Consider the following 25,256-nt stretch of genomic DNA (forward strand, 5'->3'; position numbering starts at 1 on the left):
CCGGCGCGGCCCCGAGGCCGCGGCTGAGATAATCGGGGGGCGTTTCCACACCCTAAAAAAAGCCCCCCACCATGACGACCACGATCCAGCAGGCCGACCTGATCGAATCGATCAGCGCCGCGCTGCAGTACATCAGCTACTACCACCCCGCCGACTACATCGCCCACCTGGCCAAGGCCTACGAGCGCGAGCAGAGCCCCGCCGCCAAGGACGCGATGGCGCAGATCCTCACCAACAGCAAGATGAGCGCGACCGGCCAGCGCCCGATCTGCCAGGACACCGGCATCGTCAACGTGTTCCTCAAGGTGGGCATGGACGTGCGCTGGGGCGGCTTCACCGGCAGCCTCGACGACGCCATCAACGAAGGCGTGCGCCGTGGCTACAACCACCCCGACAACACGCTGCGCGCCTCGGTCGTGGCCGATCCGCAGTTCGATCGCAAGAACACCAAGGACAACACGCCCGCGGTGATCTTCACCGAGATCGTGCCGGGCGACAAAGTCGAGGTGACGGTGGCCGCCAAGGGCGGCGGCAGCGAGAACAAGAGCAAGCTGGTGATGCTGAACCCCGGCGACAGCGTGGTCGACTGGGTGCTCAAGACCGTGCCGACCATGGGCGCCGGCTGGTGCCCTCCGGGCATGCTGGGCATCGGCATCGGCGGCACGGCCGAGAAGGCCGCGCTGCTGGCCAAGGAAAGCCTGATGGACGACCTCGACATGCACGAGCTGCAGGCCAAGGCCCAACTCGCCAAGGAAGGCAAGGAAGAGCTCACCAAGGTCGAGGCCCTGCGCCTCGAGTTGTTCGAGAAGGTCAACGCCCTGGGCATCGGCGCGCAGGGCCTGGGCGGCCTCGCGACCGTGCTCGACGTCAAGATCAAGATGTACCCGACGCACGCGGCCAGCAAGCCGGTGGCGATGATCCCGAACTGCGCCGCCACGCGCCATGCGCACTTCGTGATGGACGGCAGCGGCCCGGTCTACCTCGAAGCGCCCTCGCTCGACCTGTGGCCCAAGATCGACTGGGCACCCGACGAGAAGAAGAGCAAGCGCGTCGACCTCGACAAGCTCACGCCCGCCGAAGTGGCGAGCTGGAAGCCCGGCGACACGCTGCTGCTCAACGGCAAGATGCTCACCGGCCGCGACGCCGCGCACAAGCGCATCCAGGACATGCTGGCCAAGGGCGAGAAGCTGCCGGTGGACTTCACCAACCGCGTCATCTACTACGTGGGCCCGGTCGATCCGGTGAAGGGCGAGGCCGTGGGCCCGGCCGGCCCGACCACCGCCACGCGCATGGACGGCTTCACCGAGATGATGCTGGCCCAGACAGGCCTGATCGCAATGATCGGCAAGGCCGAGCGCGGCCCGGTCGCGATCGAGGCGATCAAGAAGCACAAGAGCGCCTACCTGATGGCGGTGGGCGGCGCCGCCTACCTGGTGAGCAAGGCGATCAAGACCGCCAAGGTGGTGGGCTTCGAGGACCTGGGCATGGAAGCCATCTACGAATTCGACGTGGTCGACATGCCGGTGACGGTGGCGGTCGACGCCGGCGGCACCAGCGCGCACATCACCGGCCCGGCCGAGTGGCAGAAGCGCATCGCCAGCGGCGAGTTCAAGACCATCACGCTGGAACCCGCTTGAGCCTCGCCGCGCGTCCGCAGCCGTCCCCATCCACTTCGCCCGTCGGCGTGTTCGACAGCGGCGTGGGCGGGCTGAGCGTGCTGGGCGCGCTGCGCGTCGAGCTGCCGCGCGAGCGCTTCGTCTACTTCGCCGACACCGCGCATGCGCCCTACGGCGAGCGCGGCGACGCCTACGTGACCGAGCATTCGCGGCGCGTGGTCCAGACGCTGGTGCGCGAGCACGGCATCAAGGCGCTGGTGGTGGCCTGCAACACCGCCACCACGGCCGCGATCCACGTGCTGCGCGCCGAGAACCCCGAGCTGCCGATCGTCGGCCTCGAGCCCGCGATCAAGCCCGCGGTGGCGGGCAGCGCCACCGGCCACGTCTCGGTGCTGGCCACGCGCGGCACGCTGGCGAGCGCCAAGTACGCGGCGCTGCGCCACACCTTTGTCCATCCCGAGCGCATCCGCTCGGTGCCCTGCGACGGGCTGGTGGCTGCGATCGAGCGGCTCGACGAGCTCGCCATCGACCAGCTCTGCGCCCACTACATGACGCTGGCCGGCCCGTTCGGCGGCGACGCCGGCGAGACCGACACCGTGGTGCTCGGCTGCACCCACTATCCGCTGCTGCAGGACCGGCTGCGGCGGCTGGCGCCCTCCGCCGTCCGCTTCCTCGATTCGGGCGTGCCGGTGGCGCTGCAGACGCGGCGGCTGCTCGGCGCCGCGGGGCTGCTGCAGGAGGCCGCGACGCCCCTGGACGCGGCATGGGTGACGCTGCGCAGCAGCGGCGACTCAGCGGTGCTCGAGACCGCTGCATCGCGCTGGCTGGGCCTGCGCCCTTCCGACCTGCTGCCCGATCGGCCGCAGGCGAGCACGGCCTGAACGGCCGCCCCATTCCATGCGCCCGCTGCGCCATCTCGTCCTCGTGCTCGCCGGCCTGCTCGCGGCCGGCGCGGGCCATGCGGCTTGCGAGAGCGGCCTGGCCGAGCGCATGCACGCCAAGCTGCATCCGCAGCGGCCGCTCGACGAGCGGCTGGCCGCCTGCAAGCCCTGGCCGGCCTATCCGGGCCGCAGCATCGTCGTGCTGCCGATGCCGCGCGAGAGCAGCGACAACGGCGCCAAGGTCTACGACCTCGAGGTGCTGCTGATCCAGCGGCCCGACAACGGCAACACCGAGCGCGACACCGTGATCGGCCGACTCTTCCAGGCCGAGGCGCTCGACGAGGACCGCCACAACCTGATCCAGGACGTGCGCATCGACACGTCGCGCTACGTGCTCGCGAGCGACACCCGCGCCTTCGGCCTGCGCGTGCGCTACCGCGACGTCGGCACGGCCAGCGCCGCGAGCGAGACGCTGCGCCTGTACGTGCAGCAAGGCGCGAAGCTGCGCCAGGTGCTGCCGGAGATCGAGCTCGACCGCGAAAGCGGCGAGTGGGATGCCTCGGCCTGCGCCGGCCGCTTCGAGAAGCTGCGCACCATGCTGTCGGTGGGCAAGGCCGCGAGCAACGGCTACGCCGACCTGATGCTGTCGCGCACCGTGGTGCAAAGCCGCGCGCAGGCCTCCGAGGACCAGGGTTGCGTCGAAAAGGCGCAGCCCGCGCGTTTCAATTCGGTGACGCTGCGCTACGACGGCGAACGCTACAAGGTCCCGAAGTCGCTGCGGCAGTCTTCGTTCTGACATCGGGTCTTTACCGTGAAGCACCTCGGTGTTTCACTGAAATGTCATCCCAAAGTACCAGCATGCGCGGTTTGTTCAGAACAACCACCGCGCACCATGACAACGCACACTCCGCTTCGCCCGACCCGCATTCCCTTCACGCCCATGCTGCTCGCCAGCGCCCTCTCGCTGATGCTGGCCGCCTGCGGTGGCGGCGGTAGCGACGGCGGTTTCATCGGTTTTCTGCCGCCCCCGCCGCCCGCCACGGCGCCGCCGCCGCCTGCGCCCCCGCCGGCGCCGCAGCTCGTGTCGAGCGCGACCTTCACGCCCAACGCCGGCACCACCGAAGGTTCCTCGGACGCCTCCACCGCGTTCGCGCTGCCCGACGGCTTCATGCTCGTGGCCGACGACGAGGCCAACGTGCTGCGCGTGTACCCGCGTGCCGGCGGCGCCGCGGTCAAGGAATGGAGCTACGAGACCGACGGTCCGAAGCTCGGCAAGGAACTCGACCTCGAGGCCGGTACGCGCATCGGCGACACGCTCTACCTCACGGGCTCCAACAGCAACAAGAAGGACGGCGGCGATGCGCCGGACCGCTCGCACCTGTTCGCCGTGAAGGTCTCTGGCACGGGCGCTGCCACCACCTTCACCTATGTCGGCCAGTTCTCGGCCCTCGAAGCCCAGCTCGTCGCCTGGGACGTTTCCAACGGCCACGGCCTCGGCGCCAACCACTTCGGCTTCGCCGTCTCGGCGGGTGCCGGCGTCGTGCCCGAGCGGGTCGACGGCTTCTCGGTCGAAGGCATGACCAGCGCACCGAACGACAGCGCGCTGTGGCTGGGCTTCCGGGCGCCGCAGACCGGCGGCTCGACGCGCGCCAAGGCGCTGATCGTGCCGGTGCAGAACTACGCCGCGCTGGTCGGAGGGACGGCCACGCAAGCCACCTTCGGCGCACCGATCGAACTCGAACTGGGCGGACGCGGCATCCGCTCGATCGACAAGGGCACCGACGGCAACTACCTGATCGTGGCCGGCCCCGCGGGCGCCGCCAGCCCCGACGTGGACCGCAACTTCGCGCTGTTCGCCTGGAACGGCAATCCGTCGAGCGCGCCGGTCGAGCTCTCGAACGACCTCGATGCGCTGCGCAAGGCCACGGGCGGCAGCTTCGAATCGACGGTCGAGGTGCCGGGTCCGGTGAAGGCGGGCACGCAGGTCCAGCTGCTGCTGGACAACGGTGACACCGTGTGGCCCGGCCAGACCAAAGCCTCGAAGGACCTCGACCCGGCCGACCAGAAGTTCGACGGCTTCGTCGTGCGCCTCGGCGAACCCTGGGTCGACACCACCGGACCTCGGCTCAAGGTCGCCGCACCGGCCGCCGGCCGTGTCGGCGTGAACCTCGACACCTCGATCTCGCTCTCGTTCAACGAAGCCATCCGCCTCGGCGCCGGCAACATCGTGCTGCACAAGGCCGACGGCAGCGTGGTCGAGACCTTCAACGCCAAGAGTGCCGCAGCGCGCGTGCAGCTGGCATTCAACGTGCTGACGCTGGTGCCCAGCGCCAAGCTCGCCGGCGACAGCGGCTACTACCTGACGGTGGATGCCAACGCGATCACCGATCCGGTCGGCAATGCCTATGCAGGCATCAGCAGCGCGACCGAACTGAGCTTCGTCACGGCCGGCGCGCCGACGCAGCTGGTGGCCGGCGACCTGCTGTTCATGGCCGGCAATGCAGAAGCACCCGATGCCTACGCCTTCGTGCTGCTCAAGGCCGTGAACGGCGGCACCCAGGTGACCTTCACCGACCGCGACCGCAAGGCCGGCGCGCTCGAATTCACCGACATCACGAACGAGACGGCCTTCGTCTGGACCGCCGACCGCATCCTGCCCGCGGGCACGATCGTGACCATCCAGACCGACGTGACGGGCAACCCGATCGCCGACAAGGGCACCACGCTCGGCTCGCCCGGCGGCATCGGCAAGTCCGAGACGGTCTATGCCTTCCAGGGCGGCACCATCGATGGTCTGGGCGTGGGCACCGCGGGCAAGATCACCGCGGTCGGCAACTACCTCGCGAGCCTGACGCTCGGCGGCGCGGCGGGCACCATCCCCGACGCGCTCACGACGGCGGGCACCGCCTTCTCGTTCACGGTCAGCCCGGCGAACCAGACCAACGCGATCTACACCGGATCGCTCGACCGATCGGACCTGCCCGCCTTCGCAGCGCGCGTGAAGAACCCGGCGAACTGGACCATTCGCTACGCGCCGGCCGCGGGTTGGCCGATCACCAACAACAGCCTGTTCAGCGGCTCCTGAGACCTACCCCTGCCCTCGCAGCGCGGCCTCGCGGCCGCGCCGCACGTCGATCGGCCACAGCAGCAGCAGTCCGGCCACGAACAGCACGGCGGTCGACAGGATCGCGATGCGCTGGTTGCCCGCCGTGAGCCAGGTGACCGCGCCGTAGGCCAGCGGGCCGACGATGCTCGCGAGCCGCGTGGCGAAGGACCAGAGGCCGAAGAACTCGGCCATCTGGGCCGGCGGCGCGAAGTAGCCGGTCATCGCACGGCCGGCCGACTGGCTCGAACCCATCGCGAGGCCCGCGATCGCCGCGGCCCACCAGAAGCCGCCCTTGGTCGTGACCACCGCTGCGATCACGCAGACCGCGATCCAGGCCACCAGCGTGACGGCCAGCGAGGTCTTGTGGCCGATGCGGTCCTGCACGTAGCCGAAGCCGAAGGCGCCGAGCGCCGCCGCGATGTTGAGCACGACGATCAGCACCATGGTCTCGCTCGCGACGAAACCGATCACCTGCTCGGCATAGATCGCGGCCAGCGTGATCGCCACCGCCACGCCGCCCTGGTAGCAGACGGTGCAGGCCAGCAGGGTCATGAAGTCGCGGTAGGCGCGCGCCTGACGGAAGGTGGAGCGCAGCTGTTGCCAGGCGCCCGGCGCCCTGGCGTCGCCGAGGGCTTGCGCGCTGGGCCTTGCGCGCTCGGGCAGCAGCGCGAAGGTGGCGCAGGCGGCCGTGCCGTAGATCGCGGCGGTGATCAGCATCGTCACCGGCACGAAGTGCGAGGCCGGCAAGCCGTGCGCCTGCGACCAAAGCACGTAGGCCAGGCACAGGCCCAGCGCAAGCATGCCGCCGACATAGCCGAAGGCCCAGCCCCATCCGCTGACCTTGCCCATGCCCTCGGGCGTCGCGAGCTCGGGCAGGAAGGCGCCGGTCAGCGACTCGCCGTAGGAATAGAAGGTGTTCGACACCACGATCAGCAGCATGGCGACGGCCACGCCGGTGGCGCCCGAGAAGCGCGGCGAGAGCGCCAGCGCCGCGGTGCCGATCACGCAGCCCACGGTGGTGATGACCAGCAGCCGCTTCTTGGCCGCGCGCAGGTCGGCCCAGGCGCCGAGGGCCGGCATCGTGAACATCACGATCGCATAGGAGATGCTGAGCGCCACGGTCCAGGCGAACGGGCCCCAGGATGCGCCCTTGGCGATGCCGCCCACGAAGTAGGCGGCGAACACGGCCGTGATGACCACGGTCGTGTAGCCCGAGTTGGCGAAGTCGTACATGGCCCAGCCGAACACCTCGCGCTTGCGCACGCCGGCGTTGAGGGCGGAAGAAGGAAAGAGCGCTGCCATGCGGCGGATGGTGGTGGCGCCGCGTGGCAGGCGTGTGGCGCTCAGTGCAGGTGGCGCGGGCGGCGTCCACCGCCATGGCCGCTGCCGCCGCCGCCACCGGTACCGCCGGTACCGCGCGGGCGCTTGCCGATCTCGAGCGAGTTCACCAGCGCATCGAAGCGGTCGCTGAAAAGGCGGTCGATCTCGGCCACCACGCCCCCGAGTTCGGAACCGTCGAAGTGACGCTCCATCAGGTTCACCACGTCCTCGACCAGCAGGTCGCGCTGCACCTGCATGATCGCGGCCGGATTCGGGCCCACGAACAGCATCACGAAGTCGTCGCGCGACTCCTCGTCGGGGTCGCCCTCTTCCTCGTCGAAATCGGTGTCGTAGAAGGTGACCTCGATGGCCGCGCCGCGCTCGGAGAGTTCGTTCAGGGCCATGCACATCTCGTCGAGCGCCTGGCGGAAGTCCTCGTCGCCGGCCACGGTCCAGCACATCTGGAGCATGTGGTCCTTGGGCTCGAAGCGGATACCCGGTTCTTCCTCGTAGGAGCTGGCGGCGCCGTCGGCGAGCGACTTGGCGCCCGCGTATTTCCACAGCGGCTTCAGCGCTTCCTGGATCTGGTCGAAACCGACGTCCGAACGCAGGGCCACGTCGCCATGCACATGAATTTCGAATGGAGCGTTGTAGCGAGGCATTGAATGCTCCCTTGTTAGATGTGGTGCCCGGAACGGGGGTCGAACCCGTATGCCCCGATTAAGGAAGCGGCGGATTTTAAGTCCGATGTGTCTACCAATTTCACCATCCGGGCCCCGGGTTGAATGACGACGATACCCCAAACGAAACGAGCCCCGTCAACATGGTTGGCGGGGCCTGGTGTATCGACGCTGGATTCAACGGGAGAAGTGTGGAGGCGCGATCCGGAGTCGAACCGGACTAGACGGATTTGCAATCCGTTGCATAACCGCTTTGCTATCGCGCCACGCAGAAAAACGAAATCGAACTAGCGAAAAAAAGGGAAGCTGATGCTTCCCTTTTTCAAAACTGGAGCGGGAAAAGAGTCTCGAACTCTCGACCTCAACCTTGGCAAGGTTGCGCTCTACCAACTGAGCTATTCCCGCGTTTCGAGCCTTGAATTATAGACCAGATTTTCGGGGTTTCGCAAGCTGCGCCCCCCGAATTTCATGATCGTGTCGTTCAGTGCTTGACCGAGCCTTCCGACGCCCGCGACTCGCGCTGCTTCGCGAGCTCGGCCACGGCCGCCGCCGAGGCCGCGACCTCTTCGTCGGACAGCGGCGTGGGCTGCTTCTCGAGCGCGATCTCGAGCACCTTGTCGATCCACTTGACCGGCACGATCTCGAGGCCGTTCTTCACGTTCTCGGGAATGTCCTGCAGGTCCTTGGCGTTCTCCTCGGGGATCAGCACCGTCTTGATGCCGCCGCGCAGGGCCGCCAGCAGCTTCTCCTTCAGGCCGCCGATGGCCGTGACCTCGCCGCGCAGCGTAATCTCGCCGGTCATCGCCACATCGGCGCGCACCGGGATGCCCGTGAGGGCCGACACGAAGGCCGTGGTCATCGCCGCGCCCGCGCTCGGGCCGTCCTTGGGCGTGGCGCCGTCGGGCACGTGGATGTGGATGTCGCGCTTCTCGAACACCTCGTCCTTGATGCCGAGGCGGCGCGAGCGGCTGCGCACCACGGTGCGCGCTGCCTCGACCGATTCCTTCATCACGTCGCCCAGCGAACCGGTGCGGCTGATCACGCCCTTGCCGGGCATGGTCACGGCCTCGATCGTCAGCAGGTCGCCGCCGACCTCGGTCCATGCGAGGCCGACCACCTGGCCGACCTGGTTCTGCTTCTCGGCCAGGCCGAAGGTGAACTTGCGCACGCCGAGGAAGTCGTTGAGGTTCTCGCCGGTGACCGTGACCTTGGGCGTCATCTGCTTGAGCAGCAGGCCCTTGACCACCTTGCGGCAGATCTTCGAGAGCTCGCGCTCGAGCGAACGCACGCCCGCTTCACGCGTGTAGTAGCGCACGATGTCGCGCACGGCCTCCTCGGTGACGAGCAGTTCCTCTTCCTTCACGCCGTTGTTCTTCAGCTGCTTGGGCAGCAGATACTTGATCGCGATGTTGGTCTTCTCGTCCTCGGTGTAGCCCGAGAGGCGGATGACTTCCATGCGGTCCAGCAGCGCCGGCGGGATGTTCATCGAGTTCGAGGTGGCGACGAACATCACGTCGCTCAGGTCGAAGTCGACTTCCACGTAGTGGTCGCCGAAGGTGTGGTTCTGCTCGGGATCGAGCACCTCGAGCAGCGCGCTCGACGGGTCGCCGCGGAAGTCGGTGCCCAGCTTGTCGATCTCGTCGAGCAGGAACAGCGGATTGCGCGTGCCGATCTTGCTGAGCCCCTGCAGCACCTTGCCCGGCAGCGCGCCGATGTAGGTGCGGCGGTGGCCGCGGATCTCGGCTTCGTCGCGCATGCCGCCGAGCGCCATGCGGGTGTACTTGCGGCCGGTCGCCTTGGCGATCGACTGCCCGAGCGAGGTCTTGCCCACGCCCGGCGGGCCCACGAGGCACAGGATCGGCGCCTTGACCTTGTCGACACGCTGTTGCACCGCGAGGTACTCGAGGATGCGGTCCTTGACCTTCTCGAGGCCGTAGTGGTCGGCGTTGAGCACCGCCTCGGCATTCGCGAGGTCGTGCTTGATCTTGGTCCGCTTGGCCCAGGGCAGGCCCACCAGCACGTCGATGTAGTTGCGCACCACGGTGGCTTCGGCCGACATGGGCGACATCAGCTTGAGCTTCTTGAGCTCGCCCTCGGCCTTCTTGAGCGCGTCCTTGGGCATCTTGGCGAGCTTGATCTTCTTCTCGATCTCCTCGATGTCCGCGCCCTCCTCGCCTTCGCCGAGCTCCTTCTGGATCGCCTTGACCTGCTCGTTGAGGTAGAAGTCGCGCTGGTTCTTCTCCATCTGGCGCTTCACGCGGCCGCGGATCTTCTTGTCGACGTTGAGGATGTCGACCTCGCGCTCGAGCTGGCCGAACAGGTTCTCCAGCCGTGCCTTGGTGTCGTCGAGGTCGAGCACCGCCTGCTTGTTGTCGAGCTTGAGCGGCAGGTGCGCGGCGATCGTGTCGGCCAGGCGGCCCGGATCGTCGATGCTCGAGATCGAGGTCAGGATCTCGGGCGGAATCTTCTTGTTGAGCTTCACGTACTGGTCGAACTGCTGCATCACCGCGCGACGCAGCGCCTCGACCTCGGTACCCTTCTCGCCGCCCTCGGGCGCCGCCACCGGCGTCACGTTGGCCGAGAAGTGGGTCTCGCCGTCATCGATGCGGTTCACGCGGGCGCGCTGCTGGCCTTCGACCAGCACCTTCACCGTGCCGTCGGGCAGCTTGAGCATCTGCAGGATGGTCGAGACGCAGCCGACCTCGAACATGTCCTCGACCGAGGGCTCGTCCTTGGCGGCGGCCTTCTGGGCCACCAGCATGATGCGGCGCTCGGCCTCCATGGCCAGCTCGAGCGCCTTGATGCTCTTGGGGCGCCCCACGAACAGCGGGATCACCATATGGGGGAACACGACGACATCGCGCAGCGGCAGCAGCGGCAGGTCGATGGCGTCGGCGGGCAGAGGGGTATGACCGGACATGGATATCCTTTGATTGATCAAGCAAAGATGGACGGCGACACGGGCATTTCAAGCCCGCGGCCGCAGTCTTTGTCGAAGACGCCGGGCATCTCGGGGGGAAGAGCCGGCGCGGGAGTCACTCAGGCCTTCTTGGCTGCCTCGCGGTACACGAGCAGCGGGGGCTTGTTCTCGTCGATGGTCGATTCCTCGACCACGACCTTGTCGACGTTGGTGGCATTGGGCAGCTCGAACATCGTGTCGATCAGCGACTGTTCGAGGATCGAACGCAGGCCGCGCGCGCCGGTCTTGCGGGCCAGGGCCTTGCGCGCGATCGCCTTGAGGGCGGCGGGACGGATCTCGAGGTCCACGCCCTCCATCTGCAGCAACTTGGTGAACTGCTTGACCACGGCGTTCTTGGGCTCGGTGAGGATCTGCACCAGCGCGTCCTCGCTGAGCTCGGCCAGCGAGGCCACCACGGGCATGCGGCCCACGAGTTCGGGGATCAGGCCGAACTTGATCAGGTCCTCGGGCTCGACCTCGCGGAACACCTCGGTGAGGCTGCGCTGGGCCTTGCTCTTGACGCTGGCGCCGAAGCCGATGCCCGAGGCCTCGGTGCGGTTCTCGATCACCTTCTCGAGGCCCGCGAACGCACCGCCGCAGATGAACAGGATGTTGGTCGTGTCGATCTGCAGGAAGTCCTGGTTCGGGTGCTTGCGCCCGCCCTGCGGCGGCACGCTGGCCATGGTGCCTTCGATGAGCTTGAGCAGCGCCTGCTGCACGCCCTCGCCCGACACGTCGCGCGTGATCGAGGGGTTGTCGGACTTGCGCGAGATCTTGTCGATCTCGTCGATGTAGACGATGCCGCGCTGCGCGCGCTCGACCTCGTAATTGCAACTCTGCAGCAGCTTCTGGATGATGTTCTCGACGTCCTCGCCGACGTAGCCGGCCTCGGTCAGCGTGGTGGCGTCGGCCATCACGAAGGGCACGTCGAGCTGGCGCGCCAGCGTCTGCGCCAGCAGCGTCTTGCCCGAGCCCGTGGGGCCGATCAGCAGGATGTTGCTCTTGCTGAGCTCCACGTCCTCGCCCTTGGCCTTTTCCTTGTGGCGCAGGCGCTTGTAGTGGTTGTAGACGGCCACCGACAGCATGCGCTTGGCCGGCTCCTGGCCGATCACGTAGTTGTCGAGGTTGGTCTTGATCTCGAGCGGCGTGGGCAGGTCGTTGCGCGCATCGCGCGCTTCCTCGCCCGCGGGCAGTTCGTCGCGGATGATCTCGTTGCAGAGATCGATGCACTCGTCGCAGATGAAGACCGAAGGACCCGCGATCAGCTTCTTCACCTCGTGCTGGCTTTTGCCGCAGAACGAGCAGTAGAGCGTTTTTTCGCTGGAAGTGCCTTTTTTCTCGGCCATGGACAGGTGCCTCGTAACGGGTTTGGACAATGATAACGAAACAAAAACGGCGTTTCCCGTGTGGAAAACGCCGTTGTTGCCTTTTTGGCGCCGCCGGCGTCGTGACGCCAGAGCGCCGGGCCCCTCCTCAGGGGCGCTTGGCGATGACCTGGTCGACCAGGCCGTAGTCCTTGGCCTCGTCGGCCGTCAGGAAGTAATCGCGCTCGGTATCGGACTTGACCTTGTCCAGCGGCTGGCCGGTGCGCTCGGCCAGGATGCGGTTCATCTGGTCCTTGGTGCGCAGGATGTCGCGCGCATGGATCTCGATGTCGGTGGCCTGACCGCGGGCGCCGCCGAGCACCTGGTGGATCATGATCTTCGAGTTGGGCAGCGAGAAGCGCTTGCCCTTGGCACCGGCCGCGAGCAGGAACGCACCCATGCTGGCCGCGAAGCCCACGCACAGGGTCGAGACCTCGGGCTTGATGAACTGCATGGTGTCGTAGATCGCCATGCCGGCCGTGACGCTGCCGCCCGGCGAGTTGATATAGAACGAGATGTCCTTGTCGGGGTTCTCGCTCTCGAGGAACAGCAGCTGGGCCACCACGAGGTTGGCGGTCTGGTCGTTGACCTCGCCCACCAGGAAGATGATGCGTTCCTTGAGGAGCCGCGAGTAGATGTCGTAGGACCGTTCGCCACGGCCCGATTGCTCGATGACCATCGGGACCATGCCGAGGCCTTGGATTTCCTGTGCGCTCATGAATTTGCTCCGGAGAAGGGTTCGTTCGCTGTCGTCAATCTGAACTGTACGCCTGAGTGAAATGGGGCTCGTGCCGCAAAGCACAAGCCCCATGGCGTCCCGGGCCGAGGCGGCGATCAGGCCTGTTGCTGCTGCGCCATCAGTTCGTCGAACGACACCGACTTCTCGGCGACCTTGGCCTTGCCGAGCACGAAATCGGTCACGTTGTTCTCGATCACCACGGCCTCGACTTCGGCCAGGCGGTTGTTGTCGCTGAAGTACCAGCGCACCACGTCGGCCGGCTTCTCGTAGCTCGAGGCGAGCTCGTCGATGTGGGCCTTGATCTGCTCGGGCTTGGCCTGCAGGTTGTTGGCACGCACCAGCTCGGCGACCACCAGGCCCAGGCGCACGCGGCGCTCGGCCTGGGGACGGAACACTTCCTCGGGGATCGGGGCCTTGTCGGCGTCCTTGATGCCGCGCTGCTTGAGCTCGGCGCGCGCGCCTTCGATCATGCGGTTGACTTCGGACTGCACGCTGGCGTTGGGCAGGTCGAGCTCGGCGTTGGCCACCAGCGCGTCCATCACGGCGTTCTTGTTGCGCGCCAGCAGGCGGAACTTGACCTCGCGCTCGAGATTCTTCTTGATGTCGGCGCGCAGGCCTTCGACCGTGGCTTCGGCGATGCCGAGCGACTTGGCGAGCTGCTCGTTGACTTCGGGCAGGTGCGAGGCTTCGATCTTCTTCAGCGTCACGAGGAAGTCGGCCTGCTTGCCGGCCACGTCCTTGCCGTGGTAGTCGGCCGGGAACGACAGCGGGAAGGTGCGGCTGTCGCCGGCCTTCATGCCGCGCACGGCGTCTTCGAATTCCTTGAGCATCTGGCCTTCGCCGACCACGAACTGGAAGTCCTCGGCCCTGCCGCCCTGGAAGGGCTCGCCGTCGATCTTGCCTTCGAAGTCGACGGTCACGCGGTCGTCGTCCTGGGCCACGGCATCCTGCGCGCGCTGCGCGAAGGTGCGGCGCTGCTTGCGCAGGATGTCCAGCGTCTTGTCGATCGCGTCGTCGCCCACTTCGGCCGACAGCTTCTCGACTTCGGCGCCCGACAGGTCGTTGATCTTGACTTCGGGGAACACCTCGAACACGGCGTCGAAGGACAGTTCGCCTTCGGGCGCGCCTTCCTTCTCGGTGATGCGGGGCTGGCCGGCCACGCGCAGCTTGGCTTCGTTGGCGGCCTGCGAGAAGGCCTCGCCGACCTTGTCGTTCATGACCTCGAACTGCACCGAGTAGCCATAGCGCTGGGCCACGACGTTCATCGGCACCTTGCCGGGACGGAAGCCGTCCATCTTGACGGTGCGCGCGAGCTTCTTGAGGCGCGAATCGACTTCGGACTGGATGATGCCGACCGGCAGGGTCAGCGTGATCTTGCGTTCGAGCTTCTCGAGGGTTTCAACGGTCACGGTCATGAACTTCTTCCTAGTGAGGGATTGGCTGGTGCGCGGGGCCGGACTCGAACCGGCACGTTCTTGCGAACGTCAGGACCTAAACCTGGTGCGTCTACCAATTTCGCCACCCGCGCTTTTGCCTTTTTCAGGTGAATGCAAAAGCGGACGGCCTGGGCGCCGGGAAGAACCCGGCAGTCCAAGACCGTCCGCTCGAAATCGGTCAACCGCGCATTTTAGTCGAAACCGGAAGGCTCCCGGCTTCTCCTCGGCGCGGAGTTCGCGGCCCGGCGGGGCGGGACCAACCCTGCATCCGCCCGCTCAGGCCGCCTGGGGGCCCGGCAGGGCGCCGGCGCGCTGCGGTGCCGGCGGCGGCGCCTCGTCGCGCTTCACGCGGAACGCCGCCGCGTACATCGCCGGCAGCGCCAGCAAGGTCAGCACGGTCGCCACGATCAGCCCGCCCATGATGGCGACCGCCATCGGCCCCCAGAACACGCTGCGCGAGAGCGGGATCATCGCCAGCACGGCGGCCGCGGCGGTCAGCACGATCGGACGCAGGCGGCGCACGGCCGACTCGACGATGGCGTCCCAGGCCGGCACGCCGGCCGCGCGGTCGTGCTCGATCTGGTCGATCAGGATCACGGCGTTGCGCTGGATCATCCCCATCAGCGCGATCACGCCGAGCAGCGCGACGAAGCCGAAGGGCCGGTTCAGCAGCAGCAGCGCACCGGCCACGCCGGCGATGCCCATGGGGCCGGTGATGAACACCAGCAGCGAGCGGCTGAAGCTGTGCAGCTGCAGCATCAGCAGCGTGAACACCAGGAACAGCATGATCGGCACGCCGGCCACGATGGAGGCCGAGCCCTTGCTGCTCTCCTCCACCGCACCCGCCACCTCGATGCGGTAGGCGCCCTGCCCGGCCGCGTGCCAGCCGGCCTCGAGCTCGCGCAGCTTCGGCAGCAGCTGGTCGGTCACGGTCGCGCCCTGCAGGCCCTCGGTCACGTCGCCCTGCACGGTGATCGCGTAGTCGCGGTTCTCGCGCCACATCACGCCCGGCTCCCAGGTGAACACCGGCCTGGCGATCTGCGTCAGCGGGATCGAGCGGCCCGAGGCCGTCGGCAGGTAGGCGTTGCCGATGTCCGAGATCGCTTCGCGCTCGTCGGCCGACTGGCGCAGCACGATGTCGATCAGCAGGTCGTTCTCGCGGTACTGGCCCACGGTGGTGCCGCTGAACATGGTGCGCGAGGCCTGCGCGATGGCCTGGCTGGTGACGCCGAGCGCGCGCGCCTTGGCCTGGTCGACCTCGAGGCGGATCACCTTCACCGACTCGTTCCAGTTGTCGTTCACGCCGCGCATGTTGGCGTTCTCGCGCAGCACGGCCTTGACCTCGTCGGCGTGCGCGCGCAGTTGCGTCGGGTCGGTGCCGATCACGCGGAACTGCACCGGGTACGGCACCGGCGGCCCGTTGGGCAGCAGCTTCACGCGGCCGCGCACCTCGGGGAATTCCTGCGCCAGCAGGCCGGGCAGCGACAGCCGCAGCGTCTCGCGCACCTTGAGGTCACTCGCCAGCACGATCAGCTGCGAGACGTTGGACTGCGGGAACACCTGGTCCAGCGGCAGGTAGAAGCGCGGCACGCCCGAGCCGATCCAGGTGCTGACGGTCTTCACGCCGGCTTCCTTGAGGATGCGCTGCTCGACCCGCTTCGCCACTTCCTCGTTGGCCTGGAACGAGGTGCCTTCGGGGAACCAGATGTCGACCAGGATCTCGGGCCGGCTCGAGTCGGGGAAGAACTGCTGCTGCACCTTGCCCATGCCGACGATGCCGAGCGCGAAGATCAGCACGGTGGCGCCGATGGTCAGCCAGCGATGCTGCACGCACCAGTTCACCGCGCGGCGGAAGGCGTTGTAGAACGGCGTGTCGAACAGCTCGTGCGGCGGTGCCTCGGGGTCATGGGGCTTCACCTTGAGCAGCAAGGTGCCCAGGTACGGCACGAAGTACACCGAGACGATCCACGACAGCACCAGCGCGATCACCGTCACGGCGAAGATCGCGAAGGTGTATTCGCCGGTCACCGACTTGGCGATGCCGATCGGCAGGAAGCCCGCGGCGGTGATCAGCGTGCCGGTGAGCATGGGCTTGGCCGTCACGTCGTAGGCGAAGGTGGCGGCGCGGACCTTGTCGTAGCCCTCCTCCATCTTCCGCACCATCATCTCGACCGCGATGATCGCGTCGTCCACCAAGAGGCCCAGCGCGATGATCAGCGAGCCCAGCGATATCTTGTGCAGCCCGATGCCGAAGTAGTTCATCGCCAGGAAGGTCACGGCCAGCACCAGCGGGATGGTGATCGCCACCACCAGGCCCGGACGCATGTCGATGTACCAGCCGAAGCGCCCGCCCTTGTGCAGGCCCAGCGAGATGATGCTGACCGCGAGCACGATGGCCACGGCCTCGATCAGCACGCGCACGAACTCGTTGACCGAGCTCGCCACGGCGACCGGCTGGTCCTGCACCTGCGCGAGCTTCACGCCCAGCGGCAGCTGCTTGTCGATGCTCGCGGTGGCCGCGCGCAGCGCCTTGCCCAGCGCGATGATGTCGCCGCCCTTGGTCATCGACACGCCGAGCGCGATCACTTCCTTGCCCTGGTGGTGCACCTTGACCGAGGGTGGATCGATGTAGCCGCGGCGGATCTCGGCGATGTCGCCGAGCTTGAGCTGGTTGCCCGAGCTGCCGCGGATCGGCATCTCGCGCAGCTGGTCGACGCTGGTGAACTGGCCGCCCACGCGCACCTGCACCACGTCGAGCGGCGACTGGATCGTGCCGGCGCTCTCGATGGCGTTCTGCGAGCCGAGCTGCTGCAGCACGGCGTTGAAGTCGAGGCCCAGTTGCGCCAGGCGCTTCTGCGAGATCTCGATGAAGACCTTCTCGTCCTGCACGCCGAACTGGTCGACCTTGGCCACGTCCTTCACGCGCAGCAGCTGCTGGCGCACGTCGTCGGCCAGGGTCTTGAGCTCGGCGTAGGTGAAGCCCTCGCTCTCGAGGGCGTAGATCACGCCGTAGACGTCGCCGAAGTCGTCGTTGAAGAACGGCCCCTGCACGCCCGCGGGCAGGGTGCCGCGCATGTCGCCGATCTTCTTGCGCACTGTGTACCAGACGTTGGCGACCTCGCTCGCCTTCGAGGAGTCCTTGATCTGGAAGATGATCTGCGACTCGCCGGGCTTGGAGTAGCTGCGGATCTTGTCGGCGTACGGTGCCTCCTGCAGCGTGCGCTCGAGCTTGTCGGTGACCTGCTCGGCCACCTGCTGCGCGGTGGCGCCGGGCCAGTAGGTGCGCACCACCATCGCGCGGAAGGTGAAGGGCGGATCCTCGTCCTGCCCGAGCTGGAAGTAGGCGAAGGCGCCCAGCAGCATCAGCACCAGCATCAGGTAGCGCGTGAGCGGCGCGTGGTCGAGCGCCCATTTCGAGAGATTGAAGCCGCCCGCGCGGCCGGCCGGCTCGGTGCCGTGCGTCGCCTTGTCAGCGCCGCTCATTTGCCGGCACCCGCTGCGATCTCCTTCTGGCCGGCGGCCACGGGCGCGACGCCCTGCGTGGCACCGCCCGCGTCCGCACCGCCGGCCGCCACTTCACGCGGCTGGTAGATCGTGACCTTCTGGCCCGGCGACAGCACGTGCACCCCCGCCACCACCACCTGCATGCCGGGCGTGACGCCGGCGCCGATCACGGCCTCGTTGCCGTCGGCGGTCGCCACCTGCACCGGCTGCGAGCGCACCGTCATGGTCGACTTGTCGAGCACCCACACGGCCGTGCCCTTGCCTTCCTGGCGCAGCGCGCTGGTCGGCAGCTTGACGACGGCCGGGCCGCCGCGCGCGAGCGCCTGCGGCCGCGCATAGACGGTGGCGCCGAGCGCGGGCGCGCTGGCGGCATCGATCGCCACCTTCACGGTGAAGGTGCGGGTCACGGCATCGGCGCTGGCCGCCACCTCGCGCACCTGGCCCTGCAGTTCCTCGCCGCCCGACCAGCCGCGCACCGCGACTGCCGAGCCGGGCTTGATCAGGCCCGCGCGGTCTTCCGGCACCGCGAACACCACGTCGCGCGCGCCGTCCTGCGCGATCCGCACCACCGGCGTGCCGGCCTGCACCACCTGGCCCGGCTCGGCCTCGATGGCGGTGATGACGCCGGCCACGTCGGCCACCAGCGTCGTGTAGGCGGCCTGGTTGCCCTGCGACGAGAGCTGGGCCTGGGCCTGCTCGAGCTGCGCCTGCGCCGCCTTCCAGGTCGATTCGCGGCGCTCGAGCTCGGCGCCGCTGATGAAGTTCTGCTCGCGCAGCTCGCGGTAGCGCTTGAGATCGGCCGCGGCCAGGTCGCGGTTGGTCAGCGCCGCGGCCTGCTGGGCGCGCGCCGCTTCGGCGGCCAGCCGGTAGTCCTGCGGATCGAGCTGGGCCAGCACCTGGCCCGCCTGCACGCGCTGGCCGAGCTCGGCCTGGCGGCGCGTGATCTTGCCCGCCACGCGAAAGCCCAGGCGCGACTCGACGCGCGCCCGCACCTCGGCCGAGAACTCGGGTTGGGCGTCGTAGGCGCTGGTGCCCACGGTCACCAGCTTGACCGCGCGGACCGGTTCCTCCGCGGGTTTGGACGGCGAGCAGCCGGCCAGGGCCACGAGGGCGGGAACCAGCAGCCAGGCGGCCGCGCGGTCGAGCGAGAAGATGGATTGGGAGGCGGTCATGAGACACCCTGGAAGGAACGAACCGGGTCTTTAATGACCCACCGGTTAGTAATCTAGGGTAAACGTGAACCGCTGTCAATTACCCGCCGGTCAGTAGCGCCGGCGCCCGCCCCGTGCTCAGGTCCGCTGGCCCATTTCCACCAGCCGGTTGTCGGGCAGCTCGAAGTAATCCGAGGCGCGCCCCGCGTTGCGCTGCAGCCAGCCGAACAGCGCGCGCCGGATCGGGTTGAGGCCGGGCAGGTTCTCCTCGCCCACCGAGGCGCGCGAGACGAAGTACGAGGTCTTCATCGAGTCGATCGCCAGCGTCTTCTGGTAGGCCAGGATGCGGATGAACTCGGGCACGTCGGGCCGCTCCATGAAGCCGTGGCGCGCGGTCACGACCCAGATGCCGGTCATCAGCGACTCGGCCTCGATGCGCAGGCGCGCGTCGACGCGCGGCGTGTCGCAGGGCAGCACGCGCAGCACGATCACCTGCTCGTGCAGCACCTGGTTGTGCTTGAGGTTGTGCAGCAGCGCATGCGGCACCGAGGTCACGTCGACGTTGAGGAACACCGCCGTGCCCTGCACCCGGTGCGGCATGTGGTGGGCCAGCGACTCGAAGAAGGGCCGCAGCGGCAGGCTCTCGGCCGCGGCCGCGTCCAGCCCCAGGCGCCGCCCCTTGGCCCAGGTGGTGAACAGCAGCATCACGCCCGCCGCCACCGCCAGCGTGAGCCAGCCGCCCTCGGCCACCTTGAGGCTGTTGGCGACCACGAAGGTCAGGTCGACAGCCGCGAAGGCCGCCACGCCCAGCGCCACCGCCGGCTTGTTCCAGCGCCACAGCCCCCAGGCCACGATGCCGGCCAGCAGGGTGGTCGTGACCATGGTGATCGACACCGCGATGCCGTAGGCCGCCGACAGCGCGCTCGAGCTGCGGAAGCCCAGCACCAGCAGCAGCACGCCCACCATCAGCAGCCAGTTGACGGTCGGCACGTAGATCTGGCCGATGGCCGTGCCCGAGGTCTGGATCACGCGCATGCGCGGCAGGTAGCCCATGCGCATCGCATGCGCCGTGAGCGAGAAGGCGCCCGAGATCACGGCCTGCGAGGCGATCACCGTCGCCATCGCGGCCAGCAGCACCATCGGCAGCACGCCCCAGGCCGGAAAGAGCCGGAAGAACGGGTTGTCGATCGCCGCCGGATTGGCCAGCACCAGCGCGCCCTGGCCGAAGTAGTTGAGCACCAGCCCCGGCAGCGCGATGAAGAGCCACGCGAGCCGGATCGGCCGCGCGCCGAAGTGGCCCATGTCGGCGTAGAGCGCCTCGCCGCCGGTGAAGGCCAGGAACACCGCGCCCAGCACGGCCAGCGACTGCAGCCGGTGCTCGACCAGGAACAGCACGGCACGCCGCGGATCGAGCGCCGCCAGCACCTGCGGCTGGGCCAGCACCTGCAGCAGCCCGGCCACGCCGATCACCACGAACCACAGCAGCATCACCGGCCCGAACACCTTGCCGACCGCGCCCGTGCCCTTCTTCTGCACCGCGAACAGCGCGATCAGGATCACCACCGTGATCGGCAGCACCGCGCGCTCGAGCATCGGCGCGCGCACCTCCAGCCCCTCGACCGCCGACAGCACCGAGATCGCGGGCGTGATCAGGCTGTCGCCGTAGAACATGGCCGCGCCCACCAGGCCCAGCAGCCCGATCAGGTGGCCGAGCCAGGGCTTCGCGCCGATGCGCGCGGCGGCATTGCGCGCCAGCGCCTGCAGCGCCAGGATGCCGCCCTCGCCGTCGTGGTCGGCGCGCAGCACGAACACCACGTACTTGAGCGTCACCACGAACAGGAGGCCCCAGAAGATCAGCGACAGCAGGCCCAGCACCGCGTCGGGCGAGAACGGCACGCCGTGCTCGGGATTCAGGGTTTCCTTGAAGGCGTACAGCGGCGAGGTGCCGATGTCGCCGAACACGACGCCGAGCGCCGCGATCACGACCAGGCCCTTGCCGGCCGGGTGCGCCGCGTCGCCTTGCGCGGTGGAAGTCCTGGCCGGTGCATTCATGGGAGCAAGAATCGGGAGTGGGGACGCCGGGAGCATAGCCGCGCTGGTTGACAATCGCAGCGTGTCCCAGACGCCCCCTCCCCCCCACGCCGCCGCCGCCCCGACGCACTACGAGAATTTTCCCGTGGCCTCGTGGCTGTGCCCGCCGCGGCTGCGCGCGCCGATCGCGGCCATCTACCACTTCGCGCGCACGGCCGACGACATCGCCGACGAGGGCCAGGCCACGCCCGCGCAGCGGCTGGCCGAGCTGCACGCCTACCGCGCCGCGCTGGCCGATGCGGCGCAGGGCCGGGTCGATCCGGCCGGGCCCTGGGCCGGCGTGTTCGGCCCGCTGGCCCACAACATCGAAACCTTCGGCCTGCCCGAGACGCTGCTGGCCGACCTGCTCGACGCCTTCATGCAGGACATCGTGAAGACCCGCGACGGCAGCGACTACGCCGACCGCGAGGAGCTGCTCGACTACTGCCGCCGCTCGGCCAACCCCGTGGGCCGGCTGCTGCTGCACCTGTACGGCGTCAACGACGCGCCCTCGCTCGCGCAGAGCGACGCCATCTGCAGCGCGCTGCAGCTCATCAATTTCTGGCAGGACCCGAGCGTGGACCTGCCGCGCGGGCGCTTCTACTTCCCGCTGACCGACTGCGCCCGGCGCGGCTTCACGCGCCAGCACTTCAAGGTGTTCGCGCCGCTGTCGCCCGCGTACCCGCCGCCGCAGGAGGCCATCAACCTGATCTCGGTGGTGTCGTTCTGGGCCCGCGAGCTGATGCAGCAGGGCGCGCCGCTGGTGCACCGCCTGCCGGGACGCGCCGGCTGGGAGCTGCGCCTGGTCGTGCAGGGCGGCCTGCGCATCCTCGACAAGATCGAGGACCTGGGCTTCGACACCTTCACGCAGCGGCCCACGATCGGCAAGGCCGATGCGCCCGTGCTGCTCTGGAAGGCGCTGCGGATGCGGAGACAATCACGGCCCATGAACGCAGCGCCCTCCCGATGAATCCCGAGCAATACGTGCAAGACAAGGCCGCCGCCTCGGGCAGCAGTTTCTATTACGCCTTCCTGTTCCTTCCCAAGCCGCGGCGCGCGGCCATCACCGCCTTCTACGCCTTCTGCCGCGAGGTCGACGACGTGGTCGACGAGGTCAGCGACCCCGGCGTGGCCGCCACCAAGCTCGCCTGGTGGCGCACCGAGATCGCCCAGGCCTTCGCGGGCACGCCGCACCATCCGGTGATGCAGGCGCTGATGCCGCACGTGGCCGCCTACGGCATCGAGGCACGCCAGCTCGACCAGGTCATCGAGGGCTGCCAGATGGACCTCGAGCAGACCCGCTACCTCGACTTCCCCGGCCTCGCGCGCTACTGCCACCTGGTGGCGGGCGTGGTGGGCGAGGTGGCGGCGCGCATCTTCGGCCAGACCGAGGCGCAGACCACCGCCTACGCGCACAAGCTCGGCCTCGCGCTGCAGCTCACCAACATCATTCGCGACGTGGGCGAGGACGCCCTGCGCGGTCGCATCTACCTGCCGGTCAACGACCTGCAGAAGCACGAGGTCAAGGCGCACGAGATCCTCAACCGCGTGCATTCCGAGCGCTTCGTCGCGCTGATGAAGTTCCAGGCCCAGCGCGCCCATGCCGCCTACGACGAGGCGCTGGCGCTGCTGCCCGCGGCCGACCGCCGCGCGCAGAAGCCCGGCCTGATGATGGCCAGCATCTACCGCACCCTGCTGCGCGAGATCGAGCGCGACGACTTCCAGGTGCTGAACCAGCGCGTGAGCCTCACGCCCGTGCGCAAGCTGTGGCTGGCCTGGAAGGTGCAGGCGCTGGGCCGGCTGTGAGGCTGGCGGTCGTCGGCGCCGGCTGGGCCGGCCTGGCCTGCGCGGTCGAGGCCGTGCGCCAGGGCCACGCGGTCACCGTGTTCGAGGCCGCTCCCAACGCTGGCGGCCGCGCGCGCCGCGTCGACGACATGCACGGCATGGCGCTCGACAACGGCCAGCACATCCTGATCGGCGCCTACAGCGCCACGCTGCAGCTGATGCGCGATGTCGGCGTCGATCCCGAGCGCGTGCTGCTGCGCCTGCCGCTGTCGCTGCGCTTCGCCGATGGCGGCGGCCTGCAGCTGCCGCGGCTGCCCGCGCCGCTCGACCTGCTGGCGGGCATCTTCCAGGCGCGCGGCTGGACCTGGCGCGACAAGTCCGCGCTGCTGCGCACCGCGATCGGCTGGCGTTTCAAGGGCTTTCGCTGCGACCCCTCCACCACCGTGGCCGAGCTCTGCACGGGCCTCACGCCGCGCGTGATGCAGGAGCTGATCGAGCCGCTGTGCGTCTCGGCGCTCAACACCCCCGTCGCGCAATCGAGCGGCCAGGTCTTCCTGCGCGTGCTCCACGACGCGCTGTTCAGCGGCAGCGGCGGCGCCGACCTGCTGCTGCCGCGCGCCGACCTCGGCGCGCTGCTGCCCGACGCGGCGCTCGCCTGGCTGCGCGCGCATGCCGCAAGCCTGCGCATCGGCCAGCGCGTGCGCTCGATCGCGCCCGAGGCGAAGGCCTGGCGCGTCGACGGCGAAGCCTTCGACCGCGTGGTGCTGGCCAGCGCGCCCTGGGATGCCGCCCGGCTGGTGCGCGCCAGCGGCCTGCCGGCCGAGGCCTGGTGCGCGACTACCGAAGCACTGCGCTTCGAGGCCATCGCCACGATCTACCTGCGCGGCGCCACGCCGCTGGCCGAACCGATGCTCGCCCTGCGCAGCGACCCCGCCACGGCACCGGCCCAGTTCGTGTTCGACAAGGACCGGCTCTGCGGCCTGCCGGGCGTGCTCGCGATGGTCGTGAGCGCCAACGAGACGCCGCGCGAGCTGCTCGAGACGCAGGCGCTCGCGCAGGCGGCCGCGCAACTGGGCCAGGCCGGCCTGCAGGTGGTGCAGACCGTGGTCGAGAAGCGTGCGACCTTTGCCTGCACGCCCGGGCTGGCCCGTCCGCCCGCGACCATCGCGCCCGGCCTGCTGGCCTGCGGCGACTACGTGGCAGGCCCCTACCCCGCCACGCTCGAGGGCGCGGTGCTCAGCGGCCTGGCAGCGGCAAGGATGACCGCATGAGCACCGAGCTGCGCTACCTCGACTTCGACTACAGCGAGGACGCCGATGGCCATGGCAGCTTCGATGCGATGGCCTCGGTCGCGCCCGAGCGCGTGGGCGAAGTGCAAGCCGAGATCGATCGTGTGCTGGCCTGGGCCGAGGCCGCCTTTCCCGATGCGCGCGGCGCGCTCGACGAAGGAGCGACGTGGGACCATGACCTGCAGCACTCGCGCGACGATGCGCGCTTCGAGACCCTGGCCTTCTCGCTGAGCGGCACGGCCGATTTCTGCGCCGCGCTGCGCGAGCGCTTCGGCCTGGATTAAGCGGCCGTCTTGTTGCGCAGCCGCAGCAGGCTCAGCCCCAGCAGCACGAAGGCGCCACCCGAGACCTTGTTGAACAGTCGCGTGCGGCGCGGGTCCGACAGCTGCTTGCGCAGCAGGCGCGCGAGCAGCACGTAGAAGGCGTGCGACAGCACCGAGGCCGCGGCGAAGGTGGTGGTCAGCACCGCGAACTGGGTGGCGATCGGCGCATCCGGCGTGAGGAACTGCGGGAACAGCGCCGAGAAGAACAGGATGCTCTTCGGATTGGTCAGCGCCACCGTCAGGCCATGGCCGAACAGGCGCCAGCTCGAACGCGACGAGCCCGCCGCCGAGGCACCCTGCAGGTCGGCGAACACGCTGCCCTGGCTGCGCCACTGCTTGATGCCGAGGTAGATCAGGTAGGCCGCGCCCGCGAGCTTCAGCACCATGAAGGCATGGGCCGAGGTCGAGAGCACCACGCCCAGCCCGGCCATCGCGGCGGCCGACACCATGAAGAGCCCGGTCGCATTGCCCAGCGAACTGATCATCGCGCGGCGCGGGCCCACGGACATCGAGTTCGACACCGCCAGCAGCACCGCGGGGCCGGGCGTGAAGGCGACGAGCAGGGTCACGCCGCAGAAGAGGAGCCAGTTGGACAGATGCATGGGGAGCTTTCGCGCGGCGCGCTCGCGCCGCAGGCCGGGGAAGCAAAACTATAGTCGGGCCACCCGTTCGCCGCAGCCGCGGCGGAAATTGCCCTCACGGCCCACCCTCCCCCTTCACCCCACCATGGTCACCTGCTACCTGCGCTACATCGTCGACCCCTACAAGCTCGAGGAGTTCGAGCACTACGGCAAGCTCTGGATCCCGCTGGTCGAGAAGTTCGGCGGCCAGCACCACGGCTACTTCCTGCCTTCCGAAGGCGTCAGCAACGTGGCGCTCGCGATGTTCAGTTTTCCCAGCCTCGCGGCCTACGAGCAGTACCGCGCCGACTCGATGCAGGACGCCGACTGCCAGGCCGCCTTCCGCTATGCCGAGGAAACGCGCTGCTTCCTCAGCTACGAGCGCAGCTTCTTCCGCCCGGTCTTCGGGTAAG

Annotated in this window: 19 protein-coding genes and 4 tRNA genes; 9 read left to right on the forward strand and 14 right to left on the reverse strand. The window is 68.6% G+C overall.

Annotation, left to right across the window (positions count from 1 at the left end; genetic code table 11):
* Positions 1–71: 71 nt before the first annotated feature.
* The 4 genes from INQ48_17650 (at position 72) to INQ48_17665 (ending at position 5,582) form a co-directional block, all read left to right on the forward strand.
* A complete protein-coding gene (locus INQ48_17650) occupies positions 72–1,637 on the forward strand; it encodes a fumarate hydratase (GenBank protein ID QRF55243.1) in 1,566 nt (521 codons plus the stop codon).
* A complete protein-coding gene (gene murI / locus INQ48_17655) occupies positions 1,634–2,497 on the forward strand; it encodes a glutamate racemase (protein ID QRF55244.1) in 864 nt (287 codons plus the stop codon). Before INQ48_17650 ends, murI begins: the two co-directional genes overlap by 4 nt.
* Before the next feature lie 16 nt (positions 2,498–2,513).
* Positions 2,514–3,293, forward strand: a complete 780-nt coding sequence (locus tag INQ48_17660) for a hypothetical protein (GenBank protein QRF55245.1) — start codon at positions 2,514–2,516, stop codon at positions 3,291–3,293.
* Between the two features lie 96 nt (positions 3,294–3,389).
* Complete coding sequence (locus INQ48_17665; GenBank protein ID QRF55246.1) at positions 3,390–5,582, forward strand: Ig-like domain-containing protein; 2,193 nt, start codon at positions 3,390–3,392, stop codon at positions 5,580–5,582.
* A gap of 3 nt (positions 5,583–5,585) precedes the next feature.
* On the opposite strand, the gene INQ48_17670 is transcribed toward INQ48_17665, so the two are convergent.
* The 13 genes from INQ48_17670 to INQ48_17730 all read right to left on the reverse strand — a co-directional run bounded on the left by INQ48_17670 (position 5,586) and on the right by INQ48_17730 (position 20,739).
* Positions 5,586–6,905, reverse strand: coding sequence for an MFS transporter (locus INQ48_17670; GenBank protein QRF55247.1), 1,320 nt, complete (start codon positions 6,903–6,905; stop codon positions 5,586–5,588).
* A gap of 41 nt (positions 6,906–6,946) precedes the next feature.
* A complete protein-coding gene (locus INQ48_17675) occupies positions 6,947–7,585 on the reverse strand; it encodes a hypothetical protein (GenBank protein QRF55248.1) in 639 nt (212 codons plus the stop codon).
* A 21-nt stretch (positions 7,586–7,606) separates the two neighbouring features.
* A tRNA-Leu gene (locus INQ48_17680) sits at positions 7,607–7,698 on the reverse strand.
* Positions 7,699–7,795: 97 nt separating this feature from the next.
* A tRNA-Cys gene (locus INQ48_17685) sits at positions 7,796–7,869 on the reverse strand.
* 63 nt (positions 7,870–7,932) lie between these two features.
* Positions 7,933–8,008, reverse strand: a tRNA-Gly gene (locus INQ48_17690).
* 76 nt (positions 8,009–8,084) lie between these two features.
* Entirely contained in the window at positions 8,085–10,523 is a 2,439-nt protein-coding gene (gene lon, locus INQ48_17695) for an endopeptidase La (protein QRF55249.1), read from the reverse strand.
* 119 nt (positions 10,524–10,642) lie between these two features.
* A complete protein-coding gene (gene clpX, locus INQ48_17700; GenBank protein QRF55250.1) occupies positions 10,643–11,908 on the reverse strand; it encodes an ATP-dependent Clp protease ATP-binding subunit ClpX in 1,266 nt (421 codons plus the stop codon).
* A 127-nt stretch (positions 11,909–12,035) separates the two neighbouring features.
* A complete protein-coding gene (gene clpP, locus INQ48_17705) occupies positions 12,036–12,644 on the reverse strand; it encodes an ATP-dependent Clp endopeptidase proteolytic subunit ClpP (protein ID QRF55251.1) in 609 nt (202 codons plus the stop codon).
* Between the two features lie 116 nt (positions 12,645–12,760).
* Positions 12,761–14,080 carry a trigger factor gene (locus INQ48_17710; protein ID QRF55252.1) on the reverse strand — a complete coding sequence of 440 codons (1,320 nt, stop codon included), beginning with the start codon at positions 14,078–14,080 and terminating at the stop codon, positions 12,761–12,763.
* Positions 14,081–14,106: 26 nt separating this feature from the next.
* Positions 14,107–14,193: transfer RNA gene (locus tag INQ48_17715), tRNA-Leu, on the reverse strand.
* A 184-nt stretch (positions 14,194–14,377) separates the two neighbouring features.
* Complete coding sequence (locus INQ48_17720; GenBank protein ID QRF55253.1) at positions 14,378–17,584, reverse strand: efflux RND transporter permease subunit; 3,207 nt, start codon at positions 17,582–17,584, stop codon at positions 14,378–14,380.
* The gene (locus tag INQ48_17725; protein ID QRF55254.1) at positions 17,581–18,777 is read right to left on the reverse strand and encodes an efflux RND transporter periplasmic adaptor subunit; all 1,197 of its coding nucleotides are present in this window, start codon (positions 18,775–18,777) and stop codon (positions 17,581–17,583) included. The genes INQ48_17720 and INQ48_17725 overlap by 4 nt, the downstream gene beginning before the upstream one ends.
* 117 nt (positions 18,778–18,894) lie before the next feature.
* Entirely contained in the window at positions 18,895–20,739 is a 1,845-nt protein-coding gene (locus INQ48_17730; protein ID QRF60779.1) for a potassium transporter Kup, read from the reverse strand.
* Between the two features lie 67 nt (positions 20,740–20,806).
* Between INQ48_17730 and hpnC the strand changes: the two genes are divergently transcribed.
* The 4 genes from hpnC to INQ48_17750 are packed head-to-tail and all read left to right on the forward strand — an operon-like array spanning position 20,807 to position 24,184.
* Positions 20,807–21,796 (forward strand): squalene synthase HpnC, encoded by a 990-nt coding sequence (hpnC, locus tag INQ48_17735; protein QRF55255.1) that lies wholly within the window; start codon positions 20,807–20,809, stop codon positions 21,794–21,796.
* The gene (gene hpnD, locus INQ48_17740; GenBank protein QRF55256.1) at positions 21,793–22,632 is read left to right on the forward strand and encodes a presqualene diphosphate synthase HpnD; all 840 of its coding nucleotides are present in this window, start codon (positions 21,793–21,795) and stop codon (positions 22,630–22,632) included. Before hpnC ends, hpnD begins: the two co-directional genes overlap by 4 nt.
* Complete coding sequence (locus INQ48_17745) at positions 22,629–23,882, forward strand: FAD-dependent oxidoreductase (GenBank protein QRF55257.1); 1,254 nt, start codon at positions 22,629–22,631, stop codon at positions 23,880–23,882. Before hpnD ends, INQ48_17745 begins: the two co-directional genes overlap by 4 nt.
* On the forward strand, positions 23,879–24,184 hold the full coding sequence (locus INQ48_17750; protein QRF55258.1) for a hypothetical protein: 306 nt from the start codon (positions 23,879–23,881) through the stop codon (positions 24,182–24,184). The genes INQ48_17745 and INQ48_17750 overlap by 4 nt, the downstream gene beginning before the upstream one ends.
* Here the strand turns inward: INQ48_17750 and INQ48_17755 are convergent.
* The gene (locus INQ48_17755) at positions 24,181–24,825 is read right to left on the reverse strand and encodes a LysE family translocator (protein ID QRF55259.1); all 645 of its coding nucleotides are present in this window, start codon (positions 24,823–24,825) and stop codon (positions 24,181–24,183) included. The genes INQ48_17750 and INQ48_17755 overlap by 4 nt on opposite strands.
* A gap of 124 nt (positions 24,826–24,949) precedes the next feature.
* Between INQ48_17755 and INQ48_17760 the strand changes: the two genes are divergently transcribed.
* A complete protein-coding gene (locus INQ48_17760) occupies positions 24,950–25,255 on the forward strand; it encodes an NIPSNAP family protein (protein QRF55260.1) in 306 nt (101 codons plus the stop codon).
* The last annotated feature ends 1 nt before the right edge of the window (position 25,256 follow it).

Source organism: Variovorax paradoxus, from assembly GCA_016806145.1.
Taxonomy (GTDB): domain Bacteria; phylum Pseudomonadota; class Gammaproteobacteria; order Burkholderiales; family Burkholderiaceae_C; genus Variovorax.